Annotated in this window: 35 protein-coding genes and 1 pseudogene; 3 read left to right on the top strand and 33 right to left on the bottom strand. The window is 55.0% G+C overall.

Annotation, left to right across the window (positions count from 1 at the left end):
* Positions 1 to 135 precede the first annotated feature (135 nt).
* From AC2FJV_RS12225 to AC2FJV_RS12205, 5 genes are all read right to left on the bottom strand, one after another.
* Positions 136 to 780 (bottom strand): adenylate kinase, encoded by a 645-nt coding sequence (locus tag AC2FJV_RS12225; RefSeq protein WP_142639768.1) that lies wholly within the window; start codon positions 778 to 780, stop codon positions 136 to 138.
* A complete protein-coding gene (gene secY / locus AC2FJV_RS12220; RefSeq protein ID WP_271951986.1) occupies positions 777 to 2,141 on the bottom strand; it encodes a preprotein translocase subunit SecY in 1,365 nt (454 codons plus the stop codon). Before secY ends, AC2FJV_RS12225 begins: the two co-directional genes overlap by 4 nt.
* A 109-nt stretch (positions 2,142 to 2,250) precedes the next feature.
* Positions 2,251 to 2,724 (bottom strand): 50S ribosomal protein L15, encoded by a 474-nt coding sequence (rplO, locus tag AC2FJV_RS12215; protein WP_142639772.1) that lies wholly within the window; start codon positions 2,722 to 2,724, stop codon positions 2,251 to 2,253.
* 153 nt (positions 2,725 to 2,877) lie between these two features.
* Positions 2,878 to 3,738, bottom strand: coding sequence for a hypothetical protein (locus AC2FJV_RS12210; protein ID WP_496713824.1), 861 nt, complete (start codon positions 3,736 to 3,738; stop codon positions 2,878 to 2,880).
* 144 nt (positions 3,739 to 3,882) lie between these two features.
* Positions 3,883 to 4,095 carry a DUF1127 domain-containing protein gene (locus AC2FJV_RS12205; protein ID WP_142639774.1) on the bottom strand — a complete coding sequence of 71 codons (213 nt, stop codon included), beginning with the start codon at positions 4,093 to 4,095 and terminating at the stop codon, positions 3,883 to 3,885.
* Between the two features lie 512 nt (positions 4,096 to 4,607).
* On the opposite strand from AC2FJV_RS12205, the gene AC2FJV_RS12200 reads away from it, so the two are divergent.
* Positions 4,608 to 5,621: a radical SAM/SPASM domain-containing protein gene (locus AC2FJV_RS12200; RefSeq protein ID WP_496713823.1), complete on the top strand. Its 1,014-nt coding sequence runs from the start codon at positions 4,608 to 4,610 to the stop codon at positions 5,619 to 5,621.
* 121 nt (positions 5,622 to 5,742) lie between these two features.
* On the opposite strand, the gene rpmD is transcribed toward AC2FJV_RS12200, so the two are convergent.
* The 19 genes from rpmD to rplB all read right to left on the bottom strand — a co-directional run bounded on the left by rpmD (position 5,743) and on the right by rplB (position 14,672).
* On the bottom strand, positions 5,743 to 5,931 hold the full coding sequence (rpmD, locus tag AC2FJV_RS12195; RefSeq protein ID WP_008757946.1) for a 50S ribosomal protein L30: 189 nt from the start codon (positions 5,929 to 5,931) through the stop codon (positions 5,743 to 5,745).
* Positions 5,932 to 5,943: 12 nt separating this feature from the next.
* A complete protein-coding gene (gene rpsE, locus AC2FJV_RS12190; RefSeq protein WP_142639778.1) occupies positions 5,944 to 6,513 on the bottom strand; it encodes a 30S ribosomal protein S5 in 570 nt (189 codons plus the stop codon).
* A 116-nt stretch (positions 6,514 to 6,629) separates the two neighbouring features.
* Entirely contained in the window at positions 6,630 to 6,989 is a 360-nt protein-coding gene (gene rplR / locus AC2FJV_RS12185; protein ID WP_142639780.1) for a 50S ribosomal protein L18, read from the bottom strand.
* Between the two features lie 11 nt (positions 6,990 to 7,000).
* Positions 7,001 to 7,534 (bottom strand): 50S ribosomal protein L6, encoded by a 534-nt coding sequence (gene rplF / locus AC2FJV_RS12180; protein ID WP_058272374.1) that lies wholly within the window; start codon positions 7,532 to 7,534, stop codon positions 7,001 to 7,003.
* Positions 7,535 to 7,546: 12 nt separating this feature from the next.
* A complete protein-coding gene (gene rpsH / locus AC2FJV_RS12175; protein WP_142639782.1) occupies positions 7,547 to 7,939 on the bottom strand; it encodes a 30S ribosomal protein S8 in 393 nt (130 codons plus the stop codon).
* A 13-nt stretch (positions 7,940 to 7,952) separates the two neighbouring features.
* Positions 7,953 to 8,258, bottom strand: a complete 306-nt coding sequence (rpsN, locus tag AC2FJV_RS12170) for a 30S ribosomal protein S14 (RefSeq protein ID WP_142639784.1) — start codon at positions 8,256 to 8,258, stop codon at positions 7,953 to 7,955.
* 19 nt (positions 8,259 to 8,277) lie between these two features.
* A complete protein-coding gene (rplE, locus tag AC2FJV_RS12165; RefSeq protein WP_142639786.1) occupies positions 8,278 to 8,838 on the bottom strand; it encodes a 50S ribosomal protein L5 in 561 nt (186 codons plus the stop codon).
* On the bottom strand, positions 8,831 to 9,142 hold the full coding sequence (gene rplX / locus AC2FJV_RS12160) for a 50S ribosomal protein L24 (RefSeq protein WP_142639787.1): 312 nt from the start codon (positions 9,140 to 9,142) through the stop codon (positions 8,831 to 8,833). The genes rplE and rplX overlap by 8 nt, the downstream gene beginning before the upstream one ends.
* A gap of 2 nt (positions 9,143 to 9,144) precedes the next feature.
* Positions 9,145 to 9,513, bottom strand: coding sequence for a 50S ribosomal protein L14 (gene rplN, locus AC2FJV_RS12155; protein WP_005621870.1), 369 nt, complete (start codon positions 9,511 to 9,513; stop codon positions 9,145 to 9,147).
* 76 nt (positions 9,514 to 9,589) lie between these two features.
* Entirely contained in the window at positions 9,590 to 9,820 is a 231-nt protein-coding gene (gene rpsQ / locus AC2FJV_RS12150) for a 30S ribosomal protein S17 (protein WP_037311742.1), read from the bottom strand.
* A gap of 4 nt (positions 9,821 to 9,824) precedes the next feature.
* Complete coding sequence (gene rpmC / locus AC2FJV_RS12145) at positions 9,825 to 10,031, bottom strand: 50S ribosomal protein L29 (protein WP_074736205.1); 207 nt, start codon at positions 10,029 to 10,031, stop codon at positions 9,825 to 9,827.
* Positions 10,032 to 10,228: 197 nt separating this feature from the next.
* The gene (locus tag AC2FJV_RS12140) at positions 10,229 to 10,654 is read right to left on the bottom strand and encodes an ester cyclase (protein ID WP_496694389.1); all 426 of its coding nucleotides are present in this window, start codon (positions 10,652 to 10,654) and stop codon (positions 10,229 to 10,231) included.
* 199 nt (positions 10,655 to 10,853) lie between these two features.
* Entirely contained in the window at positions 10,854 to 11,060 is a 207-nt protein-coding gene (locus AC2FJV_RS12135; RefSeq protein ID WP_010437077.1) for a cold-shock protein, read from the bottom strand.
* 203 nt (positions 11,061 to 11,263) lie between these two features.
* Positions 11,264 to 11,884, bottom strand: a complete 621-nt coding sequence (locus tag AC2FJV_RS12130) for a 2OG-Fe(II) oxygenase family protein (protein WP_496690421.1) — start codon at positions 11,882 to 11,884, stop codon at positions 11,264 to 11,266.
* Positions 11,885 to 12,027: 143 nt separating this feature from the next.
* Positions 12,028 to 12,441 carry a 50S ribosomal protein L16 gene (gene rplP, locus AC2FJV_RS12125; RefSeq protein ID WP_085823145.1) on the bottom strand — a complete coding sequence of 138 codons (414 nt, stop codon included), beginning with the start codon at positions 12,439 to 12,441 and terminating at the stop codon, positions 12,028 to 12,030.
* Positions 12,442 to 12,453: 12 nt separating this feature from the next.
* Positions 12,454 to 13,164, bottom strand: a complete 711-nt coding sequence (rpsC, locus tag AC2FJV_RS12120; protein ID WP_037311761.1) for a 30S ribosomal protein S3 — start codon at positions 13,162 to 13,164, stop codon at positions 12,454 to 12,456.
* On the bottom strand, positions 13,164 to 13,544 hold the full coding sequence (rplV, locus tag AC2FJV_RS12115) for a 50S ribosomal protein L22 (protein ID WP_039538267.1): 381 nt from the start codon (positions 13,542 to 13,544) through the stop codon (positions 13,164 to 13,166). Before rplV ends, rpsC begins: the two co-directional genes overlap by 1 nt.
* A gap of 3 nt (positions 13,545 to 13,547) precedes the next feature.
* On the bottom strand, positions 13,548 to 13,826 hold the full coding sequence (gene rpsS, locus AC2FJV_RS12110) for a 30S ribosomal protein S19 (RefSeq protein WP_005980699.1): 279 nt from the start codon (positions 13,824 to 13,826) through the stop codon (positions 13,548 to 13,550).
* A 3-nt stretch (positions 13,827 to 13,829) separates the two neighbouring features.
* On the bottom strand, positions 13,830 to 14,672 hold the full coding sequence (gene rplB / locus AC2FJV_RS12105; protein ID WP_008757664.1) for a 50S ribosomal protein L2: 843 nt from the start codon (positions 14,670 to 14,672) through the stop codon (positions 13,830 to 13,832).
* 388 nt (positions 14,673 to 15,060) lie between these two features.
* On the opposite strand from rplB, the gene AC2FJV_RS12100 reads away from it, so the two are divergent.
* Positions 15,061 to 15,933, top strand: coding sequence for a DUF4238 domain-containing protein (locus tag AC2FJV_RS12100; protein WP_496713822.1), 873 nt, complete (start codon positions 15,061 to 15,063; stop codon positions 15,931 to 15,933).
* Between the two features lie 54 nt (positions 15,934 to 15,987).
* Here the strand turns inward: AC2FJV_RS12100 and AC2FJV_RS12095 are convergent.
* The 9 genes and pseudogenes from AC2FJV_RS12095 to AC2FJV_RS12055 all read right to left on the bottom strand — a co-directional run.
* Positions 15,988 to 16,068: pseudogene (locus AC2FJV_RS12095) on the bottom strand (50S ribosomal protein L23); the annotation flags it as partial.
* A gap of 12 nt (positions 16,069 to 16,080) precedes the next feature.
* The gene (locus tag AC2FJV_RS12090; RefSeq protein WP_176797675.1) at positions 16,081 to 16,257 is read right to left on the bottom strand and encodes a hypothetical protein; all 177 of its coding nucleotides are present in this window, start codon (positions 16,255 to 16,257) and stop codon (positions 16,081 to 16,083) included.
* Positions 16,258 to 16,337: 80 nt separating this feature from the next.
* The gene (locus AC2FJV_RS12085; protein WP_496691897.1) at positions 16,338 to 17,372 is read right to left on the bottom strand and encodes a fatty acid desaturase; all 1,035 of its coding nucleotides are present in this window, start codon (positions 17,370 to 17,372) and stop codon (positions 16,338 to 16,340) included.
* A 170-nt stretch (positions 17,373 to 17,542) separates the two neighbouring features.
* Positions 17,543 to 17,839 carry a 50S ribosomal protein L23 gene (locus AC2FJV_RS12080; RefSeq protein ID WP_142639794.1) on the bottom strand — a complete coding sequence of 99 codons (297 nt, stop codon included), beginning with the start codon at positions 17,837 to 17,839 and terminating at the stop codon, positions 17,543 to 17,545.
* A complete protein-coding gene (rplD, locus tag AC2FJV_RS12075) occupies positions 17,836 to 18,453 on the bottom strand; it encodes a 50S ribosomal protein L4 (RefSeq protein ID WP_050605826.1) in 618 nt (205 codons plus the stop codon). The genes AC2FJV_RS12080 and rplD overlap by 4 nt, the downstream gene beginning before the upstream one ends.
* Positions 18,450 to 19,175 carry a 50S ribosomal protein L3 gene (gene rplC, locus AC2FJV_RS12070; RefSeq protein ID WP_142639796.1) on the bottom strand — a complete coding sequence of 242 codons (726 nt, stop codon included), beginning with the start codon at positions 19,173 to 19,175 and terminating at the stop codon, positions 18,450 to 18,452. Before rplC ends, rplD begins: the two co-directional genes overlap by 4 nt.
* Positions 19,176 to 19,193: 18 nt before the next feature.
* Positions 19,194 to 19,508, bottom strand: coding sequence for a 30S ribosomal protein S10 (rpsJ, locus tag AC2FJV_RS12065; RefSeq protein WP_008756422.1), 315 nt, complete (start codon positions 19,506 to 19,508; stop codon positions 19,194 to 19,196).
* 276 nt (positions 19,509 to 19,784) lie between these two features.
* Positions 19,785 to 19,979 (bottom strand): hypothetical protein, encoded by a 195-nt coding sequence (locus tag AC2FJV_RS12060; protein ID WP_496694388.1) that lies wholly within the window; start codon positions 19,977 to 19,979, stop codon positions 19,785 to 19,787.
* Between the two features lie 280 nt (positions 19,980 to 20,259).
* A complete protein-coding gene (locus AC2FJV_RS12055) occupies positions 20,260 to 21,012 on the bottom strand; it encodes an FkbM family methyltransferase (protein ID WP_271951961.1) in 753 nt (250 codons plus the stop codon).
* A 256-nt stretch (positions 21,013 to 21,268) separates the two neighbouring features.
* On the opposite strand from AC2FJV_RS12055, the gene AC2FJV_RS12050 reads away from it, so the two are divergent.
* Positions 21,269 to 21,610 (top strand): RidA family protein, encoded by a 342-nt coding sequence (locus AC2FJV_RS12050; protein WP_142639802.1) that lies wholly within the window; start codon positions 21,269 to 21,271, stop codon positions 21,608 to 21,610.
* Positions 21,611 to 21,732: the final 122 nt, after the last annotated feature.

Raw genomic sequence — 21,732 nt, 5'->3', positions numbered from 1 at the left:
GCAGTGACGCCAGAGGGCCCAGTATTATTCGAGGTGGTCGGGGCAGTTAGGACGAATCCTGCCTGCGATCTTGATTCCCTTTAGGGATGGGGGTCGATATGGGCTTTTGCGCTTGGCGTCAAGGCCATATTGGAGCTAGCCGAGTACGGCCTCGATCGACGCAGTCACTTCCTTGATATCGGCCAACCCATTGACCGGGCGAAGATCGCCTTTGGCGTAGTAATAACCAATCAGCGGCGACGTCTTTTTGTAGTACTCCATCAACCGCGTGCGCAGGCTGTCTTCGTTGTCGTCGGCGCGACGCGTGAACTCTTTTTGCTCACCACAGTTGGTGCAGCGACCATCTGCCGGGATCGGCTTGGTCTTGTCATTATAAACTTCGCCACAGCCCGAACAGGTCGAACGTGCGGTGATCCGATCCACCAGGGCATCGTCATCCACCCGCATCTCGATCACAGTGTGTAGTGACTGGCCCAGCTTGGTCAGCAAAGCCGCCAATGCGTCGGCTTGTGCCAATGTGCGGGGAAAACCGTCAAAGATGAAACCGGCACCGGTTTCGGTGGTCAGCTTCTCTTCGATCAGGCCGATGACAATCTCATCGGTGACCAGCTTGCCGGCATCCATGATGGCTGCGACCTTCAGGCCCATCTCGGTGCCCGAGGTTTTGGCTTCGCGCAGCATGTCTCCGGTGCTCAGCTGCACCATGCCGCGTGTTTCAACAAGATGACGCGCTTGCGTTCCTTTACCCGCCCCCGGGGGGCCCAGAAGAATGATGTTCATCGACGAGCGGGTCCCTTCCTGCCGCGTTTCTTACCCTTCCCGCGCAGTTGGGACTTTTCGATAAGCCCTTCGTATTGATGCGCCAGCAGGTGGCTCTGAACCTGTTGGATCGTATCCATGGTCACAGAGACGATAATCAGAACCGAAGTACCACCGAAATAGAACGGAATGGCAAACTGGCCCCGCAGGATTTCAGGCAACAGACAAACCGCCGCCAGATAAGCCGAACCCAGAACCAGTACGCGGTTGACCACGTATTCCAGATACTCGGCTGTTTTCTTACCCGGACGGATACCCGGCACAAAACCGTTCTGCTTTTTCAGGTTATCCGCCACGTCATCCGGTTTGAACGACACGTTGAACGTGTAGAAATAAGCAAAGAATACGATCATCGAGGCAAAGAACAGCAGGTACAGAGGCTGACCAGGTCCAAAATTGGCCAGCAGCCAGGACATGATCGGCCCGTTGGTCGCACCCGATGAGAAGGTTGAGATCGTCACCGGCAGCAATAGCAAAGAGCTGGCAAAGATCGCCGGGATAACGCCAGCCGGGTTCACTTTGACCGGCAAGTGGCTCGAGCCGCCTTCATAGATCTTCATACCGGCCTGACGGCGCGGGTATTGAATATGGATCTTGCGCAAAGCGCGCTCCATGAACACCACAAAGGTGATCACGGCGATGACCATGACGATCACCCCGATGATTACTGCGGGGCTGATTGCGCCGCTGCGGCCACTTGCGAAGAACTGAGCCAACGCTGCCGGAACCTCGGCGATGATGCCAACGAAAATAATCAGAGAGATACCGTTGCCGATGCCGCGCGCGGTGATCTGCTCACCCAGCCACATCAGGAACATGGTGCCGCCAACCAGTGTAATCATAGTCGACAGACGGAAATAGAGGCCCGGATCAGTCGCCAGATCGCCCGACTCCAGCGAAACGGCCAAGCCATAGGCCTGAACGGTGGCCAGCGCCACGGTGCCGAAACGGGTATATTGGTTGATCTTCTTACGACCCTGCTCGCCCTCTTTCTTGAGCTGTTCGAGCGCGGGAACCATCGAGGTCAGCAGCTGAATGATGATCGAGGCCGAGATGTAAGGCATGATGCCGAGGGCAAAGATACCCATCCGCCCAAGCGCCCCGCCGGTGAACATCGAAACCATACCGCCGATGCCCTGCCCCGCTTGCTCCATGAACTCACGCAGGGCCTGTCCGTCGATCCCCGGCACCGGTATAAAAGTGCCCAGGCGATAGACGATCAACAAACCCAGTGTGAACAGGATGCGGTTGCGCAGATCGGTGGCTTTGCCCAAAGCAGCCCAGCTAGTGTTGGCTGCCATTTGTTCTGCTGCTGATACCATAAATCGGTCTCTCTTATGAAAACACCGCCCGGAACCGTTTTCCGGCTCGGGCGGCGTCTTGGAAAACTCTGAGGTCTATGTAAGCGGGTCTTGGCCCGCTCACAAGCGCTTACTCTGCCGCAGCGGCTTTTGTGACCGTCAGTGAACCGCCCGCTTTTTCGACTGCCTCAACGGCAGCTTTCGAAGCACCAGTTACTTCCAGGGTCACCTTGGCGCTGATTTCGCCTTTGGCCAGAACGCGGATACCGTCCAGTTTACGGCGAACCAGACCGGATGCAACCAGTGCGTCCTCGGTGATCGCGGCTTTGGCGTCCAGCTTACCGGCGTCGACGAATTTCTGGATCAGGCCCAGGTTGATAACGGCAAACGCCTTGCGGTTCGGCTTGTTAAAGCCACGCTTGGGCAGGCGTTGGTACAGCGGCATCTGGCCACCTTCGTAGCCATTGATGGCCACACCCGAACGGGATTTCTGACCTTTGATACCACGGCCACCCATTTTACCTTTACCGGAACCGGGACCACGGCCGACGCGGGTCCGTTTCGGTGTGGCGCCTGGGTTGTCGCGCAATTCATTCAGTTTCATTTCGCTTCTCCTTCGCCGGAAATGACCCCGAAGCGTGATGGGTCAAACACGGCATTTCTTGGTTTTGATTCTTGCGGCGCAGTACGCCACCGGAGCCCGATACAGCTTTGTGGCTGAGGATGCAAGTTTTGAAGTGAACAACACCCAAACTGTCTAGCCTTCAGCATTTTGGATTGGCGCGTCCAGTGGATTAATCCGGTGTTTGGCCAGAAGCTTACCCACCAGGCTGTCTGGATCTGGCAGGCCATTATACCTGTTCCTCAGGATCGAACGCATCCGGCGACCATAAAAGTGAATTGAAACTGTGTCCTCGTGGAAGAACCTGGATAAATCGGCGTTTGGGCCTGCCAAAGCGCGCCGTCTGGTAAAGTTCACCGGATAGAACACATGCTCAGGCAGAACAAATTGGTGTTCGCCGGTTTGCCGTAAAGCCCAGGCAAAGGCTGACGGACCCCATGCGCCCCAATATTGCGCGGGCACATTGATCGGATCACCTGCATCCTGTGCCGCACGAAGGGGTTCCTGATATCGTTTGGGCAGCCATGGCGGAATCCGATATGGGTCCGTTGTATATTCGATGAGCAGATCCAGCGCCGGGCTGTCTGACGGAATGCCCAATACGCCGATCGCAATCTCTCCTTCGAGCATTCCGTAAAAATGCCCGGTCTCCGTTGTGAATGGACGCATGCAATAGGCGTCCGTATCCGCCCATATCAAATCGGGCTCCTGCGCCAACATGCGGTATCGGAACTTGTCCGAATGCGGCGCCGGGCTACCAGTACGGCTATGCGCAATGAATTCTGTGCCAGGCATCACATCGCGCGCATCGCGGGTATCCACACCTTCAGGTATCCCGGAGACATTCCCATAGGTGTAGAGGCGAACGGATTGACCGGCATCCAGATAGGATTTGATGCAGAGCTGCTCGAGAAAGCTCAGCGGGCCATCCACCCACAACATGCCGATCTGGTAGTCTCGCACTGTGTCAGCCTCGTCATCGCGTTGTTGGGACATAGCCCCCTCTAATAATTCTCATGGAAAATTTCCAAACGATCCACAATGCAGAGTGAGCAATTTCACCGTGCCTGTGCCTTTCAAGCACGCAGAATCAAAAGAGGCGCCAAATGGCGCCTCGGTGTTGTTCATCCTGCCAGTTTCTCAGCAGTAGACGTGCTTATGCGCAATATCACTTATATCGCACCGGCGGATACCAATGTCGTTCAGTTCACGATCAGTCAGGTTCTGAAGCTCTGAATAGGTGCGGCCGAATTCGGCGCGCAGGGCATAGGCCTCTTTCACGCGTGCGATCAGAGTTGTGATGCGGGCGGTCAGACCAAAGCCTTCGCGGGAAAAAGTTGCTGTGTTTGCCATTTCTATATTCCTTTCTAAACCGGAGCGTATTCTCCAGATTTCGTTTGCGTTCCTATTTGGGACAAAGCTCAAATAAGAACGCCAGATAACGCTAACAACAGAAGATTCGGTCTGGCCGGTATGCATTGGGGGAATGGCAGTGAAAACACTGTTTAGACATCCCACTACAGGCTTTCGTTGAAATAGTCCTTTGGATTTCTCGGCTAAAGATAAGATTTATCAAATTTATATATTTTAATATCTTTTTTCTTTTACGGACCCATATTTTCACTATTCTATCACGTATCCGTGAACTATCGGGCTATTTCGGCCTGTTTTACCATTTTCGCCTCGCACGTTTAGGGCGTCCTCGACTTCATGAATGAGGATACTCCATGCCTTTGGTTTCAAGCGTTATTAGAAGGTTGCGCTGGATTCAGCGCCGTCCTTCCTTGAAGCAATCGGCAAACCTGTTGCGCAACATTCGGGGCTATCTTCTTCACTCTCAACAAGCCGCCCCGCTGCCGTCTTTGGTGAAAATTGATATTTCGCCGCTGTGCTCACTAGCCTGTCCACATTGCGTCCATGGGAATCCGGCAGGTCGTGACCGACCCTTGCTCAGCGATCAGAAGTTCGGGAAACAGGACAAGCTTAGCCTTCAGCAATACCAGCATATCATCGACCAGATCAAAGATCGCGCGCTTGGCGTCAGCCTGTTCTACTATGGCGATCCCCTGGTGCACCCGGACCTCACCGACATGATCCGGGCCACGACCGCAGCCGGTTTGGAAAGCCATATCACCACCCATTTCAGCTATCGGCTAAAAGCCGAGAGGATTCATGACCTGGTCGATGCCGGGCTTAGCCATATCACAATCTCAGTTGATGGCGCGACGCAGGAAAGCTTTCAGGTTACCCGTGTTCGCGGACGCCTGGATTTCGTTCTGAACAACCTGCGACTACTGGCTGGCTATAAAAAGAGGAAGGGTCTGAAATCTCCGTTCATAGAAATACAGCATATCTCTTTCCCCCATCACGCCGAGGATGAACTGGATCAGGTGAAGGCCATCGTAGACGAGATTGGTATCGACGCCTTTACCACGTTTGAAGGGCTACGGTTCGATGCAAATGGAGATCTGTACAACGTCGTAGACGACGATCCCGATCGGATTGAAAATGGCCCGCCCCTGTCATCATCCCTCACCCCAAGGTGCCATTGGCCCCACAGCAGCACGGTCATTCGCTTTGATGGCGATGTGATTCCCTGCTGTCTCTGGCGATCCGGCCGCCAATATGTTTCCGACAAGAACCGTGACCCGCATGTGTTGGGAAATGTTTTCGACGAACCACTTGAAACCATCTGGAACAACGAAAAATACAAAGCTCTGCGCCGGCAGGTCTGGAACCCGCGTGCTCATTCCAAACGCGAAGCAGCAGCAAGTTTTTGCGATGGATGCCCCAGGCTGTACGAAAAACCAGGCAGAGAACCTTCGTTGCGCCATGAAGTCGACATTGAGTTTGCAGAAAAAAAGGCGCTCGGGTCATAGCCAAGTTTGCGCCGAGGCACTGAACAGCACCATAAGACGAGCCGGAAAAAAAAGACCGGCCAAACAAGAAAACGCCCCCGATCAGATCGGAGGCGTTCTTAAGTCTTCAAAGAACTCGCGATTAGCCGCGTTCTTCGATGATCTCTACCAGATGCGGGATCTTGTTGACCATGCCGCGGACCGAAGGAGTATCCTCCAGCTCACGGGTTTTGTGCATCTTGTTCAAGCCCAGACCGATCAGGGTCGCGCGCTGTTCGGCGGGGCGGCGGATCGGGGAACCGATCTGCTTGACGACGATGGTTTTTGCCATGGGTCGCTCTCCTTATGCTTCTGCTTCAGCAGCAACAGGCGCTTCGTCCCGCTTGGGCAGGATGTCAGCAACTTTCTTGCCGCGACGCTGTGCAACCGAACGCGGGCTCTGCTCTTTTTGCAGGCCGTTGATGGTGGCGCGGATCATGTTGTATGGGTTCTGCGAGCCCAACGACTTGGACACAACGTCCTTGACGCCCAGCATTTCGAACACAGCACGCATCGGACCACCGGCGATGATACCAGTACCTTCAGGTGCCGAGCGCATAACCACTTTACCGGCGCCGTGACGGCCTTCGATATCGTGGTGCAGGGTCCGACCTTCGCGCAGCTGCACGCGGATCATCTGACGCTTGGCTTGTTCAGTCGCCTTACGGATGGCCTCGGGTACTTCTTTTGCTTTACCCTTGCCAAAGCCGACGCGGCCCTTCTGATCGCCGACAACCACCAGAGCGGCGAAGCCAAAGCGCTTACCACCTTTTACGGTTTTCGACACGCGGTTGATCGCGACCAGACGGTCTGCGAATTCCGGAGTTTCGTCGCGGTCGCGGCCACGGCCCCGACGGTTTTCACGTTCTGCCATTTGGCATCCCTTTTCTCATGTGGCGCATTACGGCGCCGTTGTTTCAATCCAAGTGAGCCTCGACTATTGCCGAGGCCCCCGGATCATCGGGGCAGCTGAGGCGCTGCCCGCAAGTCTTAGATCTTCAGACCACCTTCACGCGCAGCGTCGGCGACAGCCTTCACTTTGCCGTGGAACAGGAAGCCGCCACGATCGAAATAAGCCTCTTCGACGCCTGCCTTCTTGGCACGCTCGGCGATGGCTGCGCCCACTTTCGTAGCCGCTTCGACGTTGTTTGTGCCAACTACACCCAGATCTTTTTCCAGGGTCGAGGCCGAGGCCAGGGTCACACCACGAACGTCGTCGATCAGCTGAGCGCTGATGTTCTTGTTCGAACGGTGAACCGACAGGCGCACACGACCTGCATTGACCTTGCGAAGTTTGTTCCGAACGCGCAGGCGGCGCTTCAGAAACAGGGTTCTTTTGCTGTTTGCCATTGTTTGCGTCCTTACTTCTTCTTGCCTTCTTTGCGGAAGATGAATTCGCCCTTATAGCGGATACCCTTGCCTTTATACGGCTCGGGACGGCGCCATTCGCGGATTTTCGCCGCGACTTCGCCCACCTGCTGCTGGTCGTTACCTTCCACAATGATCACGGTCTGCTTCGGTGCGGTGATGGTGACACCTTCCGGAGCAACGAAATCAACGTCGTGGCTGTAGCCCAGGTTCAGCTTCAGGGTGTTCCCCTGCATCTGAGCCCGGTAACCAACACCCTGGATCTCCAGCTCTTTTTTGAAGCCTTCGGTCACACCGGTTACCAGATTGGCAACCATGGTGCGGCTCATGCCCCATTGCTGGCGGGCACGTTTGGACATGCCACGCGGGTTGATTTGAACCACATTGTCTTCGACCGACAGCGTAACGTCATCAGTCGCAGTGAAGCTACGGGCACCTTTCGGGCCTTTGACTTCGATGGTCTGGCCGGAAACCGAGGCGGTTACACCGCTAGGCAGTTCGACCGGACGTTTACCAATACGAGACATTGACAGACCTCCTTAGAAGACGGTGCAGAGCACTTCGCCGCCAACATTGTTGGAGCGTGCATTCTGGTCCGACATCACACCTTTCGGAGTGCTGACAATCGACACACCCAGACCCTGACGGACCTGCGGGATGTCATTGACGCCCATGTATACGCGACGACCGGGCTTGGAGACCCGCTTCAACTCGCGAATGACAGGGGTGCCTTCGTAGTATTTCAGGCTGATTTCGATGGCCGGATGACCGTTTTCACCGGTCATCTTTTCGTAGCCACGGATGTAACCTTCGTCCGCCAGCACGTCCAGAACCCAGGCGCGCAGTTTCGACGCCGGAGTGTTTACAGTGGACTTGCCGCGCATTTGCGCGTTGCGGATACGGGTGAGCATATCGCCGATAGGATCGTTCATATCTATGTCTCCCTTACCAGCTCGATTTCACCATGCCGGGGATCTGACCTGCAGAACCCAGCTCGCGCAGCATGATACGGCTGACCTTCAGCTTACGATAGTAAGCATGAGGACGACCTGTCAGCTGACAGCGGTTGTGAAGACGAGTTGCCGAGCTGTTGCGCGGCAGTTTCGCCAGTTTCAGACGCGCTTTGAAACGCTCTTCCATCGGCTTGCTCTCGTCATTCGCGATTTCTTTCAGCTCGGCACGCTTTGCGGCATATTTGGCCACCAGGCGTTCGCGCTTCTTCTCGCGTTCGATCATTGCTTTTTTAGCCATGTCTCAATCCTCCCGGCGCTTAAGCGTTGAACGGCATGTTGAACGCTTTCAACAGGCTTTTCGCTTCAGCGTCGGTTTTCGCTGTGGTGGCAATTACGATATCCAGGCCCCAGACCTCGTCGACCTTGTCGAAGTCGATTTCCGGGAACACGATGTGCTCTTTCATGCCCATGGCAAAGTTGCCACGACCATCGAAAGAAGGCTTAACACCGCGGAAGTCACGAACGCGCGGCAGCGCGATGGTGATCAGACGATCCAGGAATTCATACATCCGGTCACCGCGCAGGGTAACTTTCGCACCCAGCGGCATGTCTTCACGGACGCGGAAACCCGCGATCGACTTCTTCGCCAGTGTTGCAACAGCCTTTTGGCCTGCAATCGCGGTCAGATCTTCAACAGCGGCTTTCGCCTTCTTCGAGTCTCTGACGGCCTCTGCACCACAACCGATGTTCAGAACGATCTTTTCCAGCTTGGGCAGCTGCATATCGCTCTTGTAACCGAACTCTTCTTTCAGAGCGGCACGGATGGTTTCAGCGTACTGAGCTTTCAGACGCGGGGTGTAGGTTGCGGTATCAAGCATCGATCACGTCCCCCGTGGTCTTGGCAAAACGAACTTTCTTGTCACCTTCCATGCGGAAGCCAACGCGGGTTGCTTTACCGTTTTTGTCCAGCAGAGCCAGGTTCGACAGCTCAATCGGGTTTGCCTGAGGCAGGCGACCACCTTGCGAGGTCTGCGACTGGCGGGTGTGGCGAATGGCGATGTTCACGCCATCAACAACGGCTTTACCGGCTTTCGGGTCGACCGAGGTGATAGTTCCCTCTTTGCCCTTGTCCTTGCCAGCCAGCACGACGACCTTGTCGCCTTTGCGGAGTTTAGCAGCCATGATTACAGCACCTCCGGAGCAAGCGAGATGATTTTCATGAAGTTTTTCGCGCGCAGTTCACGAACAACAGGGCCAAAGATACGGGTACCTACGGGCTCGTTGTTGTTGTTCAGAATGACGGCGGCGTTGCGATCGAAACGGATCGCGGTGCCGTCTTCGCGACGGACTTCTTTGGCGGTGCGTACGACGACGGCCTTACGGACGTCACCTTTCTTTACGCGGCCGCGTGGGATGGCTTCCTTCACCGAGACGACAATGATGTCGCCTACAGAGGCGTATTTACGCTTGGAACCACCCAGGACCTTGATGCACTGAACTCGGCGTGCGCCGGAGTTGTCAGCGACATCCAGATTGGTCTGCATCTGGATCATGTGGTTTCTCCCGACCTGTGGGGGCTGGTCTTGTTAGATCCCCCAGGGTTTCGACAAATGGGAAAATCCCGGAGGCTTACGCTTCCAGAACTTCCCAACGTTTCGTCTTCGATTTCGGCGCGCATTCGATGATGCGAACTGTATCGCCGACCTTGAAGGCGTTCTTTTCATCGTGAGCCCGGTATTTCTTGGACTTACGGATGGTTTTCTTCAGAACCGGATGCGTAAAGCGGCGCTCGACGGATACGGTTACAGTCTGTGCGTTGGCATCGCTGGTTACGGTGCCGGACAGGATACGCTTAGGCATAGGATTACTCCTCCGATGCCGCAGCAGCGGCCTTTTCGTTCAGGATGGTTTTAACGCGGGCGGCGTTGCGGCGGGCCGCTTTGATGCCAGCGGTGCTTTCCATCTGACCGGTTGCCTGTTGAAAGCGCAGGTTAAAGCTTTCTTTCTTCAGGTTGGCCAGTTCCTCGCGGAGCTGGTCAGGGGTCTTGTCACGCAGTTCTTGGGCGTTCATCGCCTTTTCCTTTGCTCAAAACACCAGAAGGCCCCTATGCAGGGTCACCTTTGACCTGGTGGATGAATGATAGACATACGAATCCCCCGACTCGGCCGGGGGAACGCAAGATGCCGCTCTATAGGGGAGTCGCTGGTAGGTGGCAAGGGAAACTTTGGGAAGACACAAGCAGCTACTCTAAGCACGCTATTCCTTGCTTACGTAACTAAGCCCAAATGTCGTGCGATGGTGGCGCTGTCGTAATAGTCTCTTCCCTCAACAACCATGCCACCTTTCACCCGCATCACCGAGCAATAACGCACTTCGTATCGCTTTCCGGTCGGTTCGAATTCACCAAGGCTTGAATGCAGCACACCTGTATGAGTGCCGGTGTTGTGGAACTCGACGATAGCCCATTCACCGCAATCGCTGACGATCACATTGTCAACGATGCATTCTCCATCTGGGAATGCCAGTCGCCAGCGCTCGTAGTCCTCTTTGTATGCTAACTTGCCAAGTTGTTTTTCTTCACGAGCAACATCCTCAAACTGGCAATCTTCGGCAATTACCTCGGCTCCGCGATCAGGATCGCGCATACCCCAACTCTCGTGGAATTGGCGAACCACTCGTTCAGCTTCTTTCACAGCAAACACCCCCCATGATCCAAGGAGCATACAAGATTCTATATGAGCTGACTCCAGATTTTCTCAGATTGTGTTACTGACCATTCCAATCGAAGGTGTGTGGCAACTCAGTCAAAAATCTAGCTAGGTCTAAATTGAAACGAAAAACGCGGCCTCGTTTGCACGAGACCGCGTCTTCAACTGTCTAAGTCTGAGTGACTTACGCCAGAGCGATGTTCACAGCCGACTCACGACCGTCACGGCCGGGTTCGATGTCGAACGTTACTTTCTGGTCGTCGGCCAGGCCGGTCAGACCCGAGCGCTCGACAGCAGAGATGTGTACAAACACGTCTTTGCCACCGGTCTCCGGTGCGATGAAGCCAAAACCTTTAGTTGTGTTGAACCATTTTACGGTGCCGTTGGCCATATCCGTAGTCTCCTAGTAAATTGCTGTCCGCGGAATTGCGACAGCGCGGCGTTGTCGGTCTGGATCGAAAGACTGAACGCCGATATTCGGGAGACAGTGGTCGAAAAAGAAAAACGTAAGCGCCCCCCACATCGTTTATCTGACGACACAATGCAAGAACTTTTCACACATTCCTTTGAATCAGAGTCCCTTAAACGACCGTGCTAGTCCCATTTATAGTTAAAGCTGACGGAAATCCGCTCATCCTCGGCCATGTTCATCGGCACCTCGTGGCGCAACCAGCTCTCCCATAGCAAAACATCGCCAACCTGAGGCTTCACATAGATAAATGGCTGCAGGTCCCGACGGCCCCCTTTCATACGCGTGGGCGCTGCCATCATGCGGCCCGAGCGCGGGTCTTCAAGCTTCAGCGCGCTAGCACCTTCGGGCATCGAAACATAAGTCGTGCCCGAGATCACGCTATGTGGGTGCAGGTGGCTGGAGTGCATTCCGCCCTCGGGCAAAATGTTGATCCAAAGGTCTTCAAGCTTTAGTTCACCCTCACCCAGATCAAACTCCAGATCCTTAGCAAAAGCTGCAACGTGCTGGTCCAGCAACTTAACCAGATCGGCAAAGATCGGGAACCGCCAGGGCAGATCGGTCAGCGAGGCATAGCTGGTGTAGCCGGGATAGCCGTTTTCTTCGCACCATTCCTGCCCGGCCTCATCATCCTCGGCAATGACAAGACAGGAGCTTTCCAGTTCCTCCGGGTCGATCTTGGGATCGAACTCGGACAAAGCTGCGCGATAGAGGCGGGTGACAAAAAGTGATTCAATCTGTGCCATGGGCCTGTCTTAAACCAGCCTCTCGATGAAGGCGATGGGTGTTTTGCGAGGCTGTCGCGGGGGCAGCGCCATCAAACCAAAAACCCCCGCCGGTTTCCCGACGGGGGTCAATCTTGTCGCGAGCGGGGTCGCCCCCGGGTCGCTTACCAGTCTTCGCGAACCACGACGCGAGTCTTGATCGGCAGCTTCATCGCAGCCAGGCGCAGGGCCTCGCGGGCGATGTCGTCATTGACGCCGTCGATTTCGAACATCACGCGGCCAGGCTTGACTTTGCATGCCCAGCGGTCGACCGAACCTTTACCTTTACCCATACGAACTTCGATCGGCTTAGCCGTAACCGGAGTGTCGGGGAAGATGCGGATCCAGACACGACCCTGACGCTTCATGTGACGCGTCATGGCACGACGTGCAGCTTCGATCTGGCGTGCAGTTACACGCTCAGGCTCAAGAGCTTTCAGTCCATAGGTGCCAAAGTTCAGATCAGAGCCGCCCTTGGCTTCACCCTTGATCCGGCCTTTGTGCATCTTGCGGAATTTAGTACGCTTTGGTTGAAGCATATCTTTCCCTCCTTAGCGACGACCGCCACCAGCACCACGAGGTGCAGGGCCGTCCTGGAGTTCCTGTGCTTTACGGTCACGTGCCTGCGGATCGTGCTCCATGATCTCACCTTTGAAGATCCAGACCTTGATCCCGATGATCCCATAAGGAGTCATCGCTTCGGCTTGTGCGTAATCGATGTCGGCGCGCAGCGTGTGCAGAGGCACACGGCCTTCGCGGTACCACTCGGTCCGTGCGATTTCGGCGCCACCCAGACGGCCAGCGACGTTCACCCGGATACCCAGAGAGCCCATACGCATGGCGTTCTGAACAGACCGCTTCATCGCGCGACGGAACGAAACCCGGCGCTCCAGCTGCTGAGCGATAGACTCGGCAACCAGCTGTGCGTCAAGCTCGGGCTTGCGCACTTCGACAATGTTCAGGTGCAATTCGCTGTCTGTCATCAGGGCGATTTTCTTGCGCAGAACTTCAATGTCCGCGCCTTTCTTGCCGATGATGACACCCGGACGTGCAGTGTGGATCGTAACGCGGCACTTCTTGTGCGGACGTTCGATGATCACACGGGCAATGCCGGCTTGCTTGCACTCTTTGTTGATGAACTCACGGATCTTCAGATCTTCCAGCAGAAGATCACCGTAGTCCTTGGTATCGGCGTACCAGCGGCTGTCCCAGGTGCGGTTCACCTGCAGGCGCATGCCGATCGGATTTACTTTATGACCCATTAGGCTTGCTCCTCAACTTGACGCACCTTGATGGTGATCTCCGAGAACGGCTTCATGATCTTGCCGAAACGGCCACGGGCCCGAGGGCGACCGCGTTTCATGACCAGGTTCTTACCAACCCATGCTTCGGCAACGATCAGCTCGTCGACGTCCAGGTTGTGGTTGTTCTCAGCGTTGGCGATTGCGGACTGCAGGCACTTTTTGACGTCCTGCGCGACACGCTTGTTCGAGAAAGTCAGGTCGGTCAGAGCCTTCTCAACTTTCTTGCCGCGGATCATCTGCGCAACCAGGTTCAGTTTCTGCGGGCTGGTACGGAGCATGCGCGTTTTTGCCATTGCTTCGTTTTCAGCCACGCGGCGGGGGTTCTTTTCCTTGCCCATGACTTACTTCCGCTTCGCTTTTTTGTCAGCGGCGTGACCGTAATAGGTGCGAGTCGGCGAATACTCACCGAACTTCTGACCGATCATGTCTTCCGAGACGTTGACGGGGATATGCTTCTGGCCGTTGTACACACCAAAGGTCAGACCCACGAACTGGGGCAGAATGGTGGAACGACGCGACCAGATTTTGATAACTTCGTTGCGGCCCGACTCGCGCGCTGCTTCGGCTTTTTTCAGCACGTAAGCATCGACGAAAGGACCCTTCCAAACAGAGCGAGACATAGATTAACGTCCCTTCTTCTTGGCGTGCCGCGAGCGGATGATCAGCTTCTGGGACGCTTTGTTCTTGTTGCGGGTACGCTTACCCTTGGTGTCCTTACCCCACGGTGTAACCGGTGTACGGCCACCCGAGGTACGACCTTCACCACCACCGTGCGGGTGATCGATCGGGTTCATTGCAACACCACGAACCGACGGACGCACGCCTTTGTGGCGCATACGACCGGCTTTACCGAGGTTTTGGTTGCTGTTGTCGGGGTTGGACACGGCACCGACGGTGGCCATGCATTCCTGACGGACCATGCGCAGCTCGCCCGAGCTCAGACGGATCTGAGCGTAGCCGCCATCGCGACCAACGAACTGAGCGTAAGTACCGGCCGCACGTGCGATCTGACCGCCCTTACCAGGCTTCATCTCGATGTTGTGGACGATGGTACCAATGGGCATGCCCGAGAACGGCATTGCGTTGCCCGGCTTGATGTCAGCCTTGGCGGATGCCACGACTTTGTCACCAACAGCCAGACGCTGCGGAGCCAGGATATATGCCTGCTCGCCGTCTTCGTATTTTACCAGTGCGATGAATGCGGTCCGGTTCGGGTCATATTCGATCCGTTCAACGGTTGCCGCGACATCAAATTTATTCCGTTTGAAGTCAACGATCCGGTAGAGACGCTTTGCGCCACCGCCGCGGCGGCGTGAAGTGATCCGTCCGGTGTTGTTCCGGCCGCCCGATTTGGTCAATCCCTCAGTGAGAGACTTGACCGGACGTCCTTTCCAAAGCTCCGAACGGTCGATCAGCACCAGCCCGCGCTGGCCCGGCGTCGTCGGCTTGTACGACTTGAGTGCCATGCTTTCTGTCTTCCGTTTAGCAAGTGCAGGGAGTTTCCCCGCTATGTGATAGGCCCCCGTAGGTGCCAAGGGTATAGGGCCCCGAAGGTCCCCGGTTACAAATATCAGAAGCCCCGGAACGAATCCGAGGCCGCGAGATTGGGTGCATATAGCCGTGTTGGGGGTGGGTGTCTATAGGGTGGAGCGCTTTCTTTCCGCTTCTTCGCAAGAACACTCTATGAACGCTGTAGTGAATCTTTAGACTTGTTTTCGTGCCTTCTTCTAGTTGATTTGAATGGGGCCATTATTCAGGGCAAGAAAGTGAAATCAAAGCATCTAGCTCGCAATAGCTTTTTTTCTTTTGTTCAGAAATTTTGCCAGCAGCGTCGAACGAAAGATAACTACTGATATGCCGAAGCAAAAGCGCAACCATTTCATTGGGCAAGGGACAATACGGTTTTGGGCTCAAAATAGTGGAAAAGTTGTACTTTGGGACAAGGACAAAGGTTCTGAAGTCGAACTGAGAAATCCGAAATCGGTTCACTATCGCGAATTCCTTTACGCACGATGGGACACGGACGGGAAACGAGACATGACGGCCGAGATTGCATTGAAGCTCGAAATCGATGACCATGTACCACAGTTGATTGAAAGGCTAATTGCCACCTTTCCGAACCCTCTTCCCTTGAACAGTGTCGACCGCAGCCTACTGCTCAGACACTTGGCGCGCTCTGTGTTGAGGCACCCGAGCGTATTGGGAACGCTAAGCCACTCGCTCCGAGCAAGAATCGTGTTTGTGCTTTTACGCCTCAGCAGATGGTTTGGGAAAAAGGGCGATCAAGATGAAGCCTACAAAAAGCATGGTCGCGATAAAGTGCTGGCAGGCGAAATGCGGCATTTAGCTGCCACAGCTAACCTAAAGAAGATCTTGGAACAACTTAGTCGACATTCTATTGGCATACTCGTTGTTTCAGAAGATGGAAAGAACCTCGCTCTCGGCTCTCAGCCTTTCATATTGAACCCACACGCTTTGGAGCACGACATGCGATTTGGGATGGTTGTTCATCCCAGAATATTGATCGGTGTATTTCCTGATGCCGAACGTGATTTTGTCGGACAACTATCGCTCGAAGACACCCTCCGAATTAATGGCTTCATCATCAGACAATCCAACCAAGTCGTCTTGGTGAACGCAACTGATGTCGATGGAGCCTGGTATGATGTCCACGACGGCGACCAAGTAAAAGAACGAATTGAAATCGCAGTAGGAAAAAGTAAATGAGTAGAAGAAATCCGCTTTCGCGGGACCTTCATCTCATTTCAAAGACAGGCCCGATCAGAGACCGGTAGACACGTAAATCGAGCTGCCCTCCTCCAAGGTCACACATGCTTTCTTGACGTCTTTCCGCTTACCCATAGCCTCGCACGATCACTTCTTGTCGCGCGCGGCCTTCTCTTCTTTGGTCAGCTTGGCGTTCCAAACATTCTTGCTCAAACCCAGCTCAGCGGGCGCGGGTTTGGTTTTGCCGATGCTGACTTTGCCTCCTTTATCCAGGAACTCCTGAATAAGGGCTTCATCTGTTGTTTCTTTGGGGACATGTTTCATAACAGCGACCGTATCCGCATCACACGCCGGGGGCAACGACCGGATTTCCGGCAATCGTTCACACCATCTGACCGATCCCGTCACCCATACAGCGCGCGCGCTTCGGCAAAGGACAGCAGGCGGCGGTTCTTTTCATCCCACAGGTGCAGCCGCGCGTTGGCGAGGCTCTCGCGGATGGTCATCCGGTTGCTGTTGGCCAATTCGTCATGATCCCGCAGCACTTCGGTCAGGCGATAGAACGGGATGCGGCTGTACAGATGGTGTACGTGGTGGATGCCGATATTGGCCGTGAACCACTGCAATACGGATGGCAGGATGTAATGCGAGCTGCCGTGCAGGGCGGCCTCGTGCAGTTGCCAGTCCTGATCAGGGTCCCATTGCGTCTCTTCGAATTGGTGTTGGACATAGAACAACCAGACGCCAGCGGTCGCGGCGATAAGCGTCGAGGGCAGGAAAATCAGCAGCACCGGCATCAGGCCACCAAAATAGTAGATGGCCCCCAGTGCGGCCAGAATGGCCAGGTTCGTCGCCATCGCGCTGACCCAGAATTTCGGAATACCGGTCAAGCCAAGCGGGAGGCGGTTTTGAAACAGGAACAGATAGCCGGGCCCAAAGCCAAACAGGGTGATCGGGTGGCGATAGAGCCGGTAAAATAACCGGTTCAAGGGCGTCAGCGCCCGGTATTCGGCCACCGTCAGCGTATGGATGTCCCCCATCCCGCGCTTATCCAGATTGCCAGATGAGTTGTGATGGGAGGAATGTGTGCGCCGCCAAACATCGTAAGGCGTCAACGTCAGCACCCCGAGCCCCCGACCGACCCAGTCACTGACCGTCCGGTTCGTAAAAAATGCCCCGTGACCGCAATCATGCTGAATGGCAAACAGGCGCAGCAGAAAGGCCGCGTTCAGAACCGAGATCGCAAGCGCCAGCCAATAGCTCACCGACAAAGACATCCAGGCCAAGGCCCAAAGCGCTATGAAGGGAACACAGGTAACCCCCAGCTCGAACCAGCTACGCGGTTGGCTTGGCTCCCGATATTTGGCCAGCGTCGACACCCAGTCCCGCGCGACAGTCACATCCGGGTTGTCCCGGGTCGAGAGAGTGGATTGGGTCATGCGCCTGCCATATCGTTTGTTTGTTGCATACCGGATAGACGACCCCACCGGCATAGCAATCATTTTCTGTTCGAGACGCTGGGAATGGCGCTCAACTTTTGGTGTCACTACCTAAAGAAAAACCCCCGCTTTCGCGGGGGTCTTAATGGTTTGTCCAAAGACAGGCCCGATCAAAGACCGGTGGAAATGTCGATGGTGTTACCCTCTTCAAGGGTCACATATGCTTTTTTGACGTCTTTCCGCTTGCCCAACTGGCCGCGGAACCGCTTGACCTTGCCTTTGGTCACAGAGGTGTTCACCGCTTTGACCTTCACACCAAACAGTGCCTCAACGGCCTCTTTGATCTGTGGCTTGTTGCTGTCAATCGCAACCTCAAAGACAACCGCGCCGTTTTCGGACGCCATGGTCGACTTTTCGGTGATGATCGGCTTGCGGATCACGTCGTAGTGTTCTGCCTTCGCGCTCATTTCAGTCGAGCCTCCAGTGCTTCGACAGCCGCTTTGGTGAGCACCAGAGTGTCACGCTTGAGGATGTCATAAACGTTTGCACCCATCGACGGCAGGATATCCAGACCTTCGATGTTGCGCGACGCCTTCAGGAACCCTTCGTTCACGGTCGCCCCGTCGATGACCAGAGCGCGTTTCCAACCCAGGTTTGCAACCTGCTTGGCCAGAGCGGCGGTCTTGCCTTCGGCTTCGGCGTTCTCGATCACGACCAGTTCACCAGCTGCCATTTTGGCAGACAGCGCGTGGCGCAGACCAAGTTTACGGAACTTTTTCGGCAGGTCATGACCATGCGAACGCACGACCGGACCTTTGTAAACGCCACCACCCCGGAAGATCGGTGCCGAACGGGCGCCGTGGCGTGCGCCACCGGTGCCTTTTTGGCGATAGATCTTCTTGGTCGAGTAGGACACTTCCGAGCGGGTCTTGACCTTGTGGGTGCCAGCCTGCGCGTTGTTACGCTGCCAACGGACCACACGGTGCAGGATGTCCGCGCGCGGCTCCAGGCCGAACAGGTCCGCATCCAGCTCGATGTTGCCGGCTTTGCCGCCGTCCAGTTTGATTACATCAAGTTTCATGCTTCACCACCTTCCGCGGGAGCTTCTTCCGCAGGTGCTTCGGTTGCAGCCGATTTCACAGCAGCCGGGAAAGGCAGGCCTTCCGGTGCTTTCTTCTTGACGGCGTCCTTGACGGTAACCCAACCGGATTTCGGTCCGGGAACGGCGCCTTTGATGAAGACCAGACCACGGTCGGCGTCGGTTTTGACGACTTCCAGGTTCTGGGTGGTTACACGGGCAGCACCCATGTGACCGGCCATCTTTTTGCCTTTGAAAACCTTGCCCGGATCCTGACACTGGCCAGTTGAACCGTGCGAACGGTGGCTGATCGAAACACCGTGTGAGGCGCGAAGACCACCGAAGTTCCAGCGCTTCATTGCACCGGCAAAGCCTTTACCGATCGAAGTACCCGAAACGTCAACTTTCTGACCTTCCAGGAAATGTTCTGCCGAAATCTCGGCACCCACTTCGATCAGGCCATCTTCAGAGACACGGAACTCGACCAGCTTACGCTTGGGTTCAACCTTGGCAGCGGCATAGTGACCGCGCATGGCTTTCGAGGTGCGTTTTGCCTTGGCAGCACCGGCACCCAGCTGAACAGCAGTATAGCCGTCCTTCTCGTCCGTGCGCTGTGCAACAACCTGCAGGTTGTCCAGGTGAAGAACGGTCACAGGGATCTGCTTGCCGTCTTCCATGAACAGGCGGGTCATGCCGACTTTTTTTGCGATAATACCAGAGCGCATAATCTATACCCTCCGATCTTACGACTGCAGCTTGATCTCGACGTCCACACCAGCAGCGAGGTCGAGCTTCATCAGCGCGTCAACGGTCTGGGGGGTCGGATCAACGATGTCGAGCAGACGCTTGTGCGTACGGATCTCGAACTGGTCGCGGGATTTCTTGTCAACGTGAGGACCACGGAGAACCGTGAACTTCTCGATCTTGTTCGGCAGCGGGATCGGGCCGCGCACGTTCGCGCCGGTCCGCTTGGCAGTGTTGACGATCTCTTGCGTGCTGGCATCCAGAACGCGATAGTCAAATGCCTTCAGCCGAATACGGATATTTTGGCTTTGCATAATAACAGCCTTTTATCAGGCGTTGAGGTTGAGAGGAGGACAAGCGCGCATCGCCAACCCTCATCGAACCCAAAAGGCGGGAATCACCCCGCCTTGATGTTCTTATAGAGAACTCGCGCGATCTACAGGGGTGTGAGGGGTTTGGCAAGGGGGGAAGTTCAAACAAGTCGAATGCGCTCACCTGGCTCATACCCTATGCGTAGATTTTCTGAATTTGGGTGTCGTGACAAGATCAACTCAATCTAAAATGGTCCACCAGATTCCTGTACTGAATGCTTAGGGATTTTCTTGGACAGACACAAAAAGCCAAAGCAAGATAATTGCCCCAAACGGGTTGATAAACAGTGCTGCCACCTGCCAAAGTAATTGATCTTGTCCGCGCCGCTCTGCCATATCCCCCACTAGCGCAAACAGTTGCCAGATCGCCCAGAGCAAAAAGGCCAGAAACAAGAGGATGAATATTGCTTCCATCGTGTGTCTTCACTCTGCCCTTGTTCGTAACGTTCGATATGTCATCAGTGCAACTGAGGCGATACATGTTTCTAACTTCAAATTGGTTGAGGCTTGCACGACCTCTTTCAGATTTGTGGGCGCAGAGTAACCTCATCTCGATCCGAACCTCTGGAAAGGCCGTCCTTTGAGGAGCGGCCACTTTCACGGATAGCGAAAAGCGGGGCGTCTCCCAGCGCGATAGACTCAACGCCTTCGCGGACAACACAACTCGCGTTGCATGCGGAAAGATGCCCTTAGACTATGTCTTGGCTACCCGTGCCGCCATACGAGACAGTCTGGTATCCTGATAGTCGAACACTGAGCTTTCGAATGGGGCAAAAATGGCATCGCAATCGGTCGCTTCTGCAGACGGTGGCCTGACGAATTCGTGTAGCTCAAACCCGTGATCTGCCATCGCGGCGACAAAATCGCTGAACCTATAACCGCCGTGATACCGACGCCGTACAGAGACTTCAGCCAATACAAAGGTGCATTTTTTTAGCATCTCCGATGCACCTTTAATAACCTCGATTTCAAAACCTTCCGTGTCGATTTTCAATCCGAAAGGTTCCTTGTAGGAAGACGCAATCTCATCCAGTGTTTTTACCGGGACTTGTCGCTCTTCAACTTGCGAGGTGTGCTGGATTGCCGCTTCGTCAAACTCCTGCATCGTTGCCCGTGTGCCGAGCCAACGATCGCCAACTGTTGGAATTCGAAGAGTCGTCTGTCCGCTTTCGGCACCAACTCCGCAAGCATGGAAATCAAAATCGATCTTGTCGCCCCAGTTTTTCCGTACTTTGGTTTCGTAATCCGAAATGGGCTCGACCAGCACAAACTTGGCTGCGGGGAAAGCCTCGTACAAATGCTCGGTTCCCGAGGCCACCCCGACATCGAATACTGTCTCGACCTCAAAACCCAGATTACCGATATAGGCACCCGTCTCCTTCATTGGCGAAACCTGATATCCTCGCCGCTTCAGGCGTTTGGACAGTCGTTCTACGGTTTCGTCCATGTCGAAGTATCCTTCTTGCGGTTTCGCCCGATGCAATCCACTGAAACCAACTAGAGAGCACTTCAACGGCAAAAGCGCAATCTGGTATACTGTGTCGCTGGCAAGCTAGCCTAGGCGCGGCGAAATGCAATCGACCCGCGGCGTCTCCGACCAGTTCAACTTTTCTGAAAGTTACTCAAGCGGTTTCCGTTTGCCATGCGGGGCATCTTATGACCATGAACGCGTGCATCAAACAGGAAACAGCGAGATCACTCCAATGATAGAACGCATCGAAACCGGCGAGAGATCGTCCAAAATCGTTAAACATAATGGTGTGGCCTATTTGACCGGGCAAGTCGCCGAAGGTGATACCATTCAGGAACAGGTGCGTATTTGCCTTGGGAAAATTGACGACCTTCTAGAGCGCGCAGGTTCATCACGGGAAAAAATGCTGCGTGTGACCATCTGGCTGGCCGATATGAAGGACTTTGCTGGTTTGAACGAGGTCTGGAATGCTTGGGTTCCTGCAGGATACGCACCTGCGAGGGCGTGTGGCGAAGCAAAACTAGCGCGGCCCGAACTGAAGGTGGAATTCATAGTGGACGCCGCATACGACTAAAGCATGCTGCTTCTTTAGGAATTCCCCGTCTTGAATTACCAAATTCAAACAGAAAAAGCCCGCCCCCGTTTGGGGCGGGCTTTTTTGTTTCGACGGTTAGGTCTGAGACTATTCGACGAACG

It is taken from the genome of Ruegeria sp. CDSA241 (assembly GCF_059611265.1).
Note: the sequence above shows the minus strand (reverse complement) of the source record. Positions and strands in the feature narration are given on the sequence as shown.

Excerpts from the sequence above, each read along its gene's own strand:
- AC2FJV_RS12225 (WP_142639768.1), bottom strand. The coding sequence starts at position 780 with ATGAACATCATTCTTCTGGGCCCCCCGGGGGCGGGTAAAGGAACGCAA.
- secY (WP_271951986.1), bottom strand. The coding sequence starts at position 2,141 with ATGGTATCAGCAGCAGAACAAATGGCAGCCAACACTAGCTGGGCTGCT.
- rplO (WP_142639772.1), bottom strand. The coding sequence starts at position 2,724 with ATGAAACTGAATGAATTGCGCGACAACCCAGGCGCCACACCGAAACGG.
- AC2FJV_RS12210 (WP_496713824.1), bottom strand. The coding sequence starts at position 3,738 with ATGTCCCAACAACGCGATGACGAGGCTGACACAGTGCGAGACTACCAG.
- AC2FJV_RS12205 (WP_142639774.1), bottom strand. The coding sequence starts at position 4,095 with ATGGCAAACACAGCAACTTTTTCCCGCGAAGGCTTTGGTCTGACCGCC.
- rpmD (WP_008757946.1), bottom strand. The coding sequence starts at position 5,931 with ATGGCAAAAACCATCGTCGTCAAGCAGATCGGTTCCCCGATCCGCCGC.
- rpsE (WP_142639778.1), bottom strand. The coding sequence starts at position 6,513 with ATGGCAGAACGTGAAAACCGTCGGGGCCGTGGCCGCGACCGCGACGAA.
- rplR (WP_142639780.1), bottom strand. The coding sequence starts at position 6,989 with ATGGCAAACAGCAAAAGAACCCTGTTTCTGAAGCGCCGCCTGCGCGTT.
- rplF (WP_058272374.1), bottom strand. The coding sequence starts at position 7,534 with ATGTCTCGTATTGGTAAACGTCCGGTCGAACTGCCTAGCGGTGTAACC.
- rpsH (WP_142639782.1), bottom strand. The coding sequence starts at position 7,939 with ATGAACGATCCTATCGGCGATATGCTCACCCGTATCCGCAACGCGCAA.
- rpsN (WP_142639784.1), bottom strand. The coding sequence starts at position 8,258 with ATGGCTAAAAAAGCAATGATCGAACGCGAGAAGAAGCGCGAACGCCTG.
- rplE (WP_142639786.1), bottom strand. The coding sequence starts at position 8,838 with ATGCTTGATACCGCAACCTACACCCCGCGTCTGAAAGCTCAGTACGCT.
- rplX (WP_142639787.1), bottom strand. The coding sequence starts at position 9,142 with ATGGCTGCTAAACTCCGCAAAGGCGACAAGGTCGTCGTGCTGGCTGGC.
- rplN (WP_005621870.1), bottom strand. The coding sequence starts at position 9,513 with ATGATCCAGATGCAGACCAATCTGGATGTCGCTGACAACTCCGGCGCA.
- rpsQ (WP_037311742.1), bottom strand. The coding sequence starts at position 9,820 with ATGCCTAAGCGTATCCTGTCCGGCACCGTAACCAGCGATGCCAACGCA.
- rpmC (WP_074736205.1), bottom strand. The coding sequence starts at position 10,031 with ATGAACGCCCAAGAACTGCGTGACAAGACCCCTGACCAGCTCCGCGAG.
- AC2FJV_RS12135 (WP_010437077.1), bottom strand. The coding sequence starts at position 11,060 with ATGGCCAACGGCACCGTAAAATGGTTCAACACAACTAAAGGTTTTGGC.
- AC2FJV_RS12130 (WP_496690421.1), bottom strand. The coding sequence starts at position 11,884 with ATGGCACAGATTGAATCACTTTTTGTCACCCGCCTCTATCGCGCAGCT.
- rplP (WP_085823145.1), bottom strand. The coding sequence starts at position 12,441 with ATGCTTCAACCAAAGCGTACTAAATTCCGCAAGATGCACAAAGGCCGG.
- rpsC (WP_037311761.1), bottom strand. The coding sequence starts at position 13,164 with ATGGGTCATAAAGTAAATCCGATCGGCATGCGCCTGCAGGTGAACCGC.
- rplV (WP_039538267.1), bottom strand. The coding sequence starts at position 13,544 with ATGGGCAAGGAAAAGAACCCCCGCCGCGTGGCTGAAAACGAAGCAATG.
- rpsS (WP_005980699.1), bottom strand. The coding sequence starts at position 13,826 with ATGTCTCGCTCTGTTTGGAAGGGTCCTTTCGTCGATGCTTACGTGCTG.
- rplB (WP_008757664.1), bottom strand. The coding sequence starts at position 14,672 with ATGGCACTCAAGTCGTACAAGCCGACGACGCCGGGCCAGCGCGGGCTG.
- AC2FJV_RS12100 (WP_496713822.1), top strand. The coding sequence starts at position 15,061 with ATGCCGAAGCAAAAGCGCAACCATTTCATTGGGCAAGGGACAATACGG.
- AC2FJV_RS12090 (WP_176797675.1), bottom strand. The coding sequence starts at position 16,257 with ATGAAACATGTCCCCAAAGAAACAACAGATGAAGCCCTTATTCAGGAG.
- AC2FJV_RS12085 (WP_496691897.1), bottom strand. The coding sequence starts at position 17,372 with ATGACCCAATCCACTCTCTCGACCCGGGACAACCCGGATGTGACTGTC.
- AC2FJV_RS12080 (WP_142639794.1), bottom strand. The coding sequence starts at position 17,839 with ATGAGCGCGAAGGCAGAACACTACGACGTGATCCGCAAGCCGATCATC.
- rplD (WP_050605826.1), bottom strand. The coding sequence starts at position 18,453 with ATGAAACTTGATGTAATCAAACTGGACGGCGGCAAAGCCGGCAACATC.
- rplC (WP_142639796.1), bottom strand. The coding sequence starts at position 19,175 with ATGCGCTCTGGTATTATCGCAAAAAAAGTCGGCATGACCCGCCTGTTC.
- rpsJ (WP_008756422.1), bottom strand. The coding sequence starts at position 19,508 with ATGCAAAGCCAAAATATCCGTATTCGGCTGAAGGCATTTGACTATCGC.
- AC2FJV_RS12060 (WP_496694388.1), bottom strand. The coding sequence starts at position 19,979 with ATGGAAGCAATATTCATCCTCTTGTTTCTGGCCTTTTTGCTCTGGGCG.
- AC2FJV_RS12055 (WP_271951961.1), bottom strand. The coding sequence starts at position 21,012 with ATGGACGAAACCGTAGAACGACTGTCCAAACGCCTGAAGCGGCGAGGA.
- AC2FJV_RS12050 (WP_142639802.1), top strand. The coding sequence starts at position 21,269 with ATGATAGAACGCATCGAAACCGGCGAGAGATCGTCCAAAATCGTTAAA.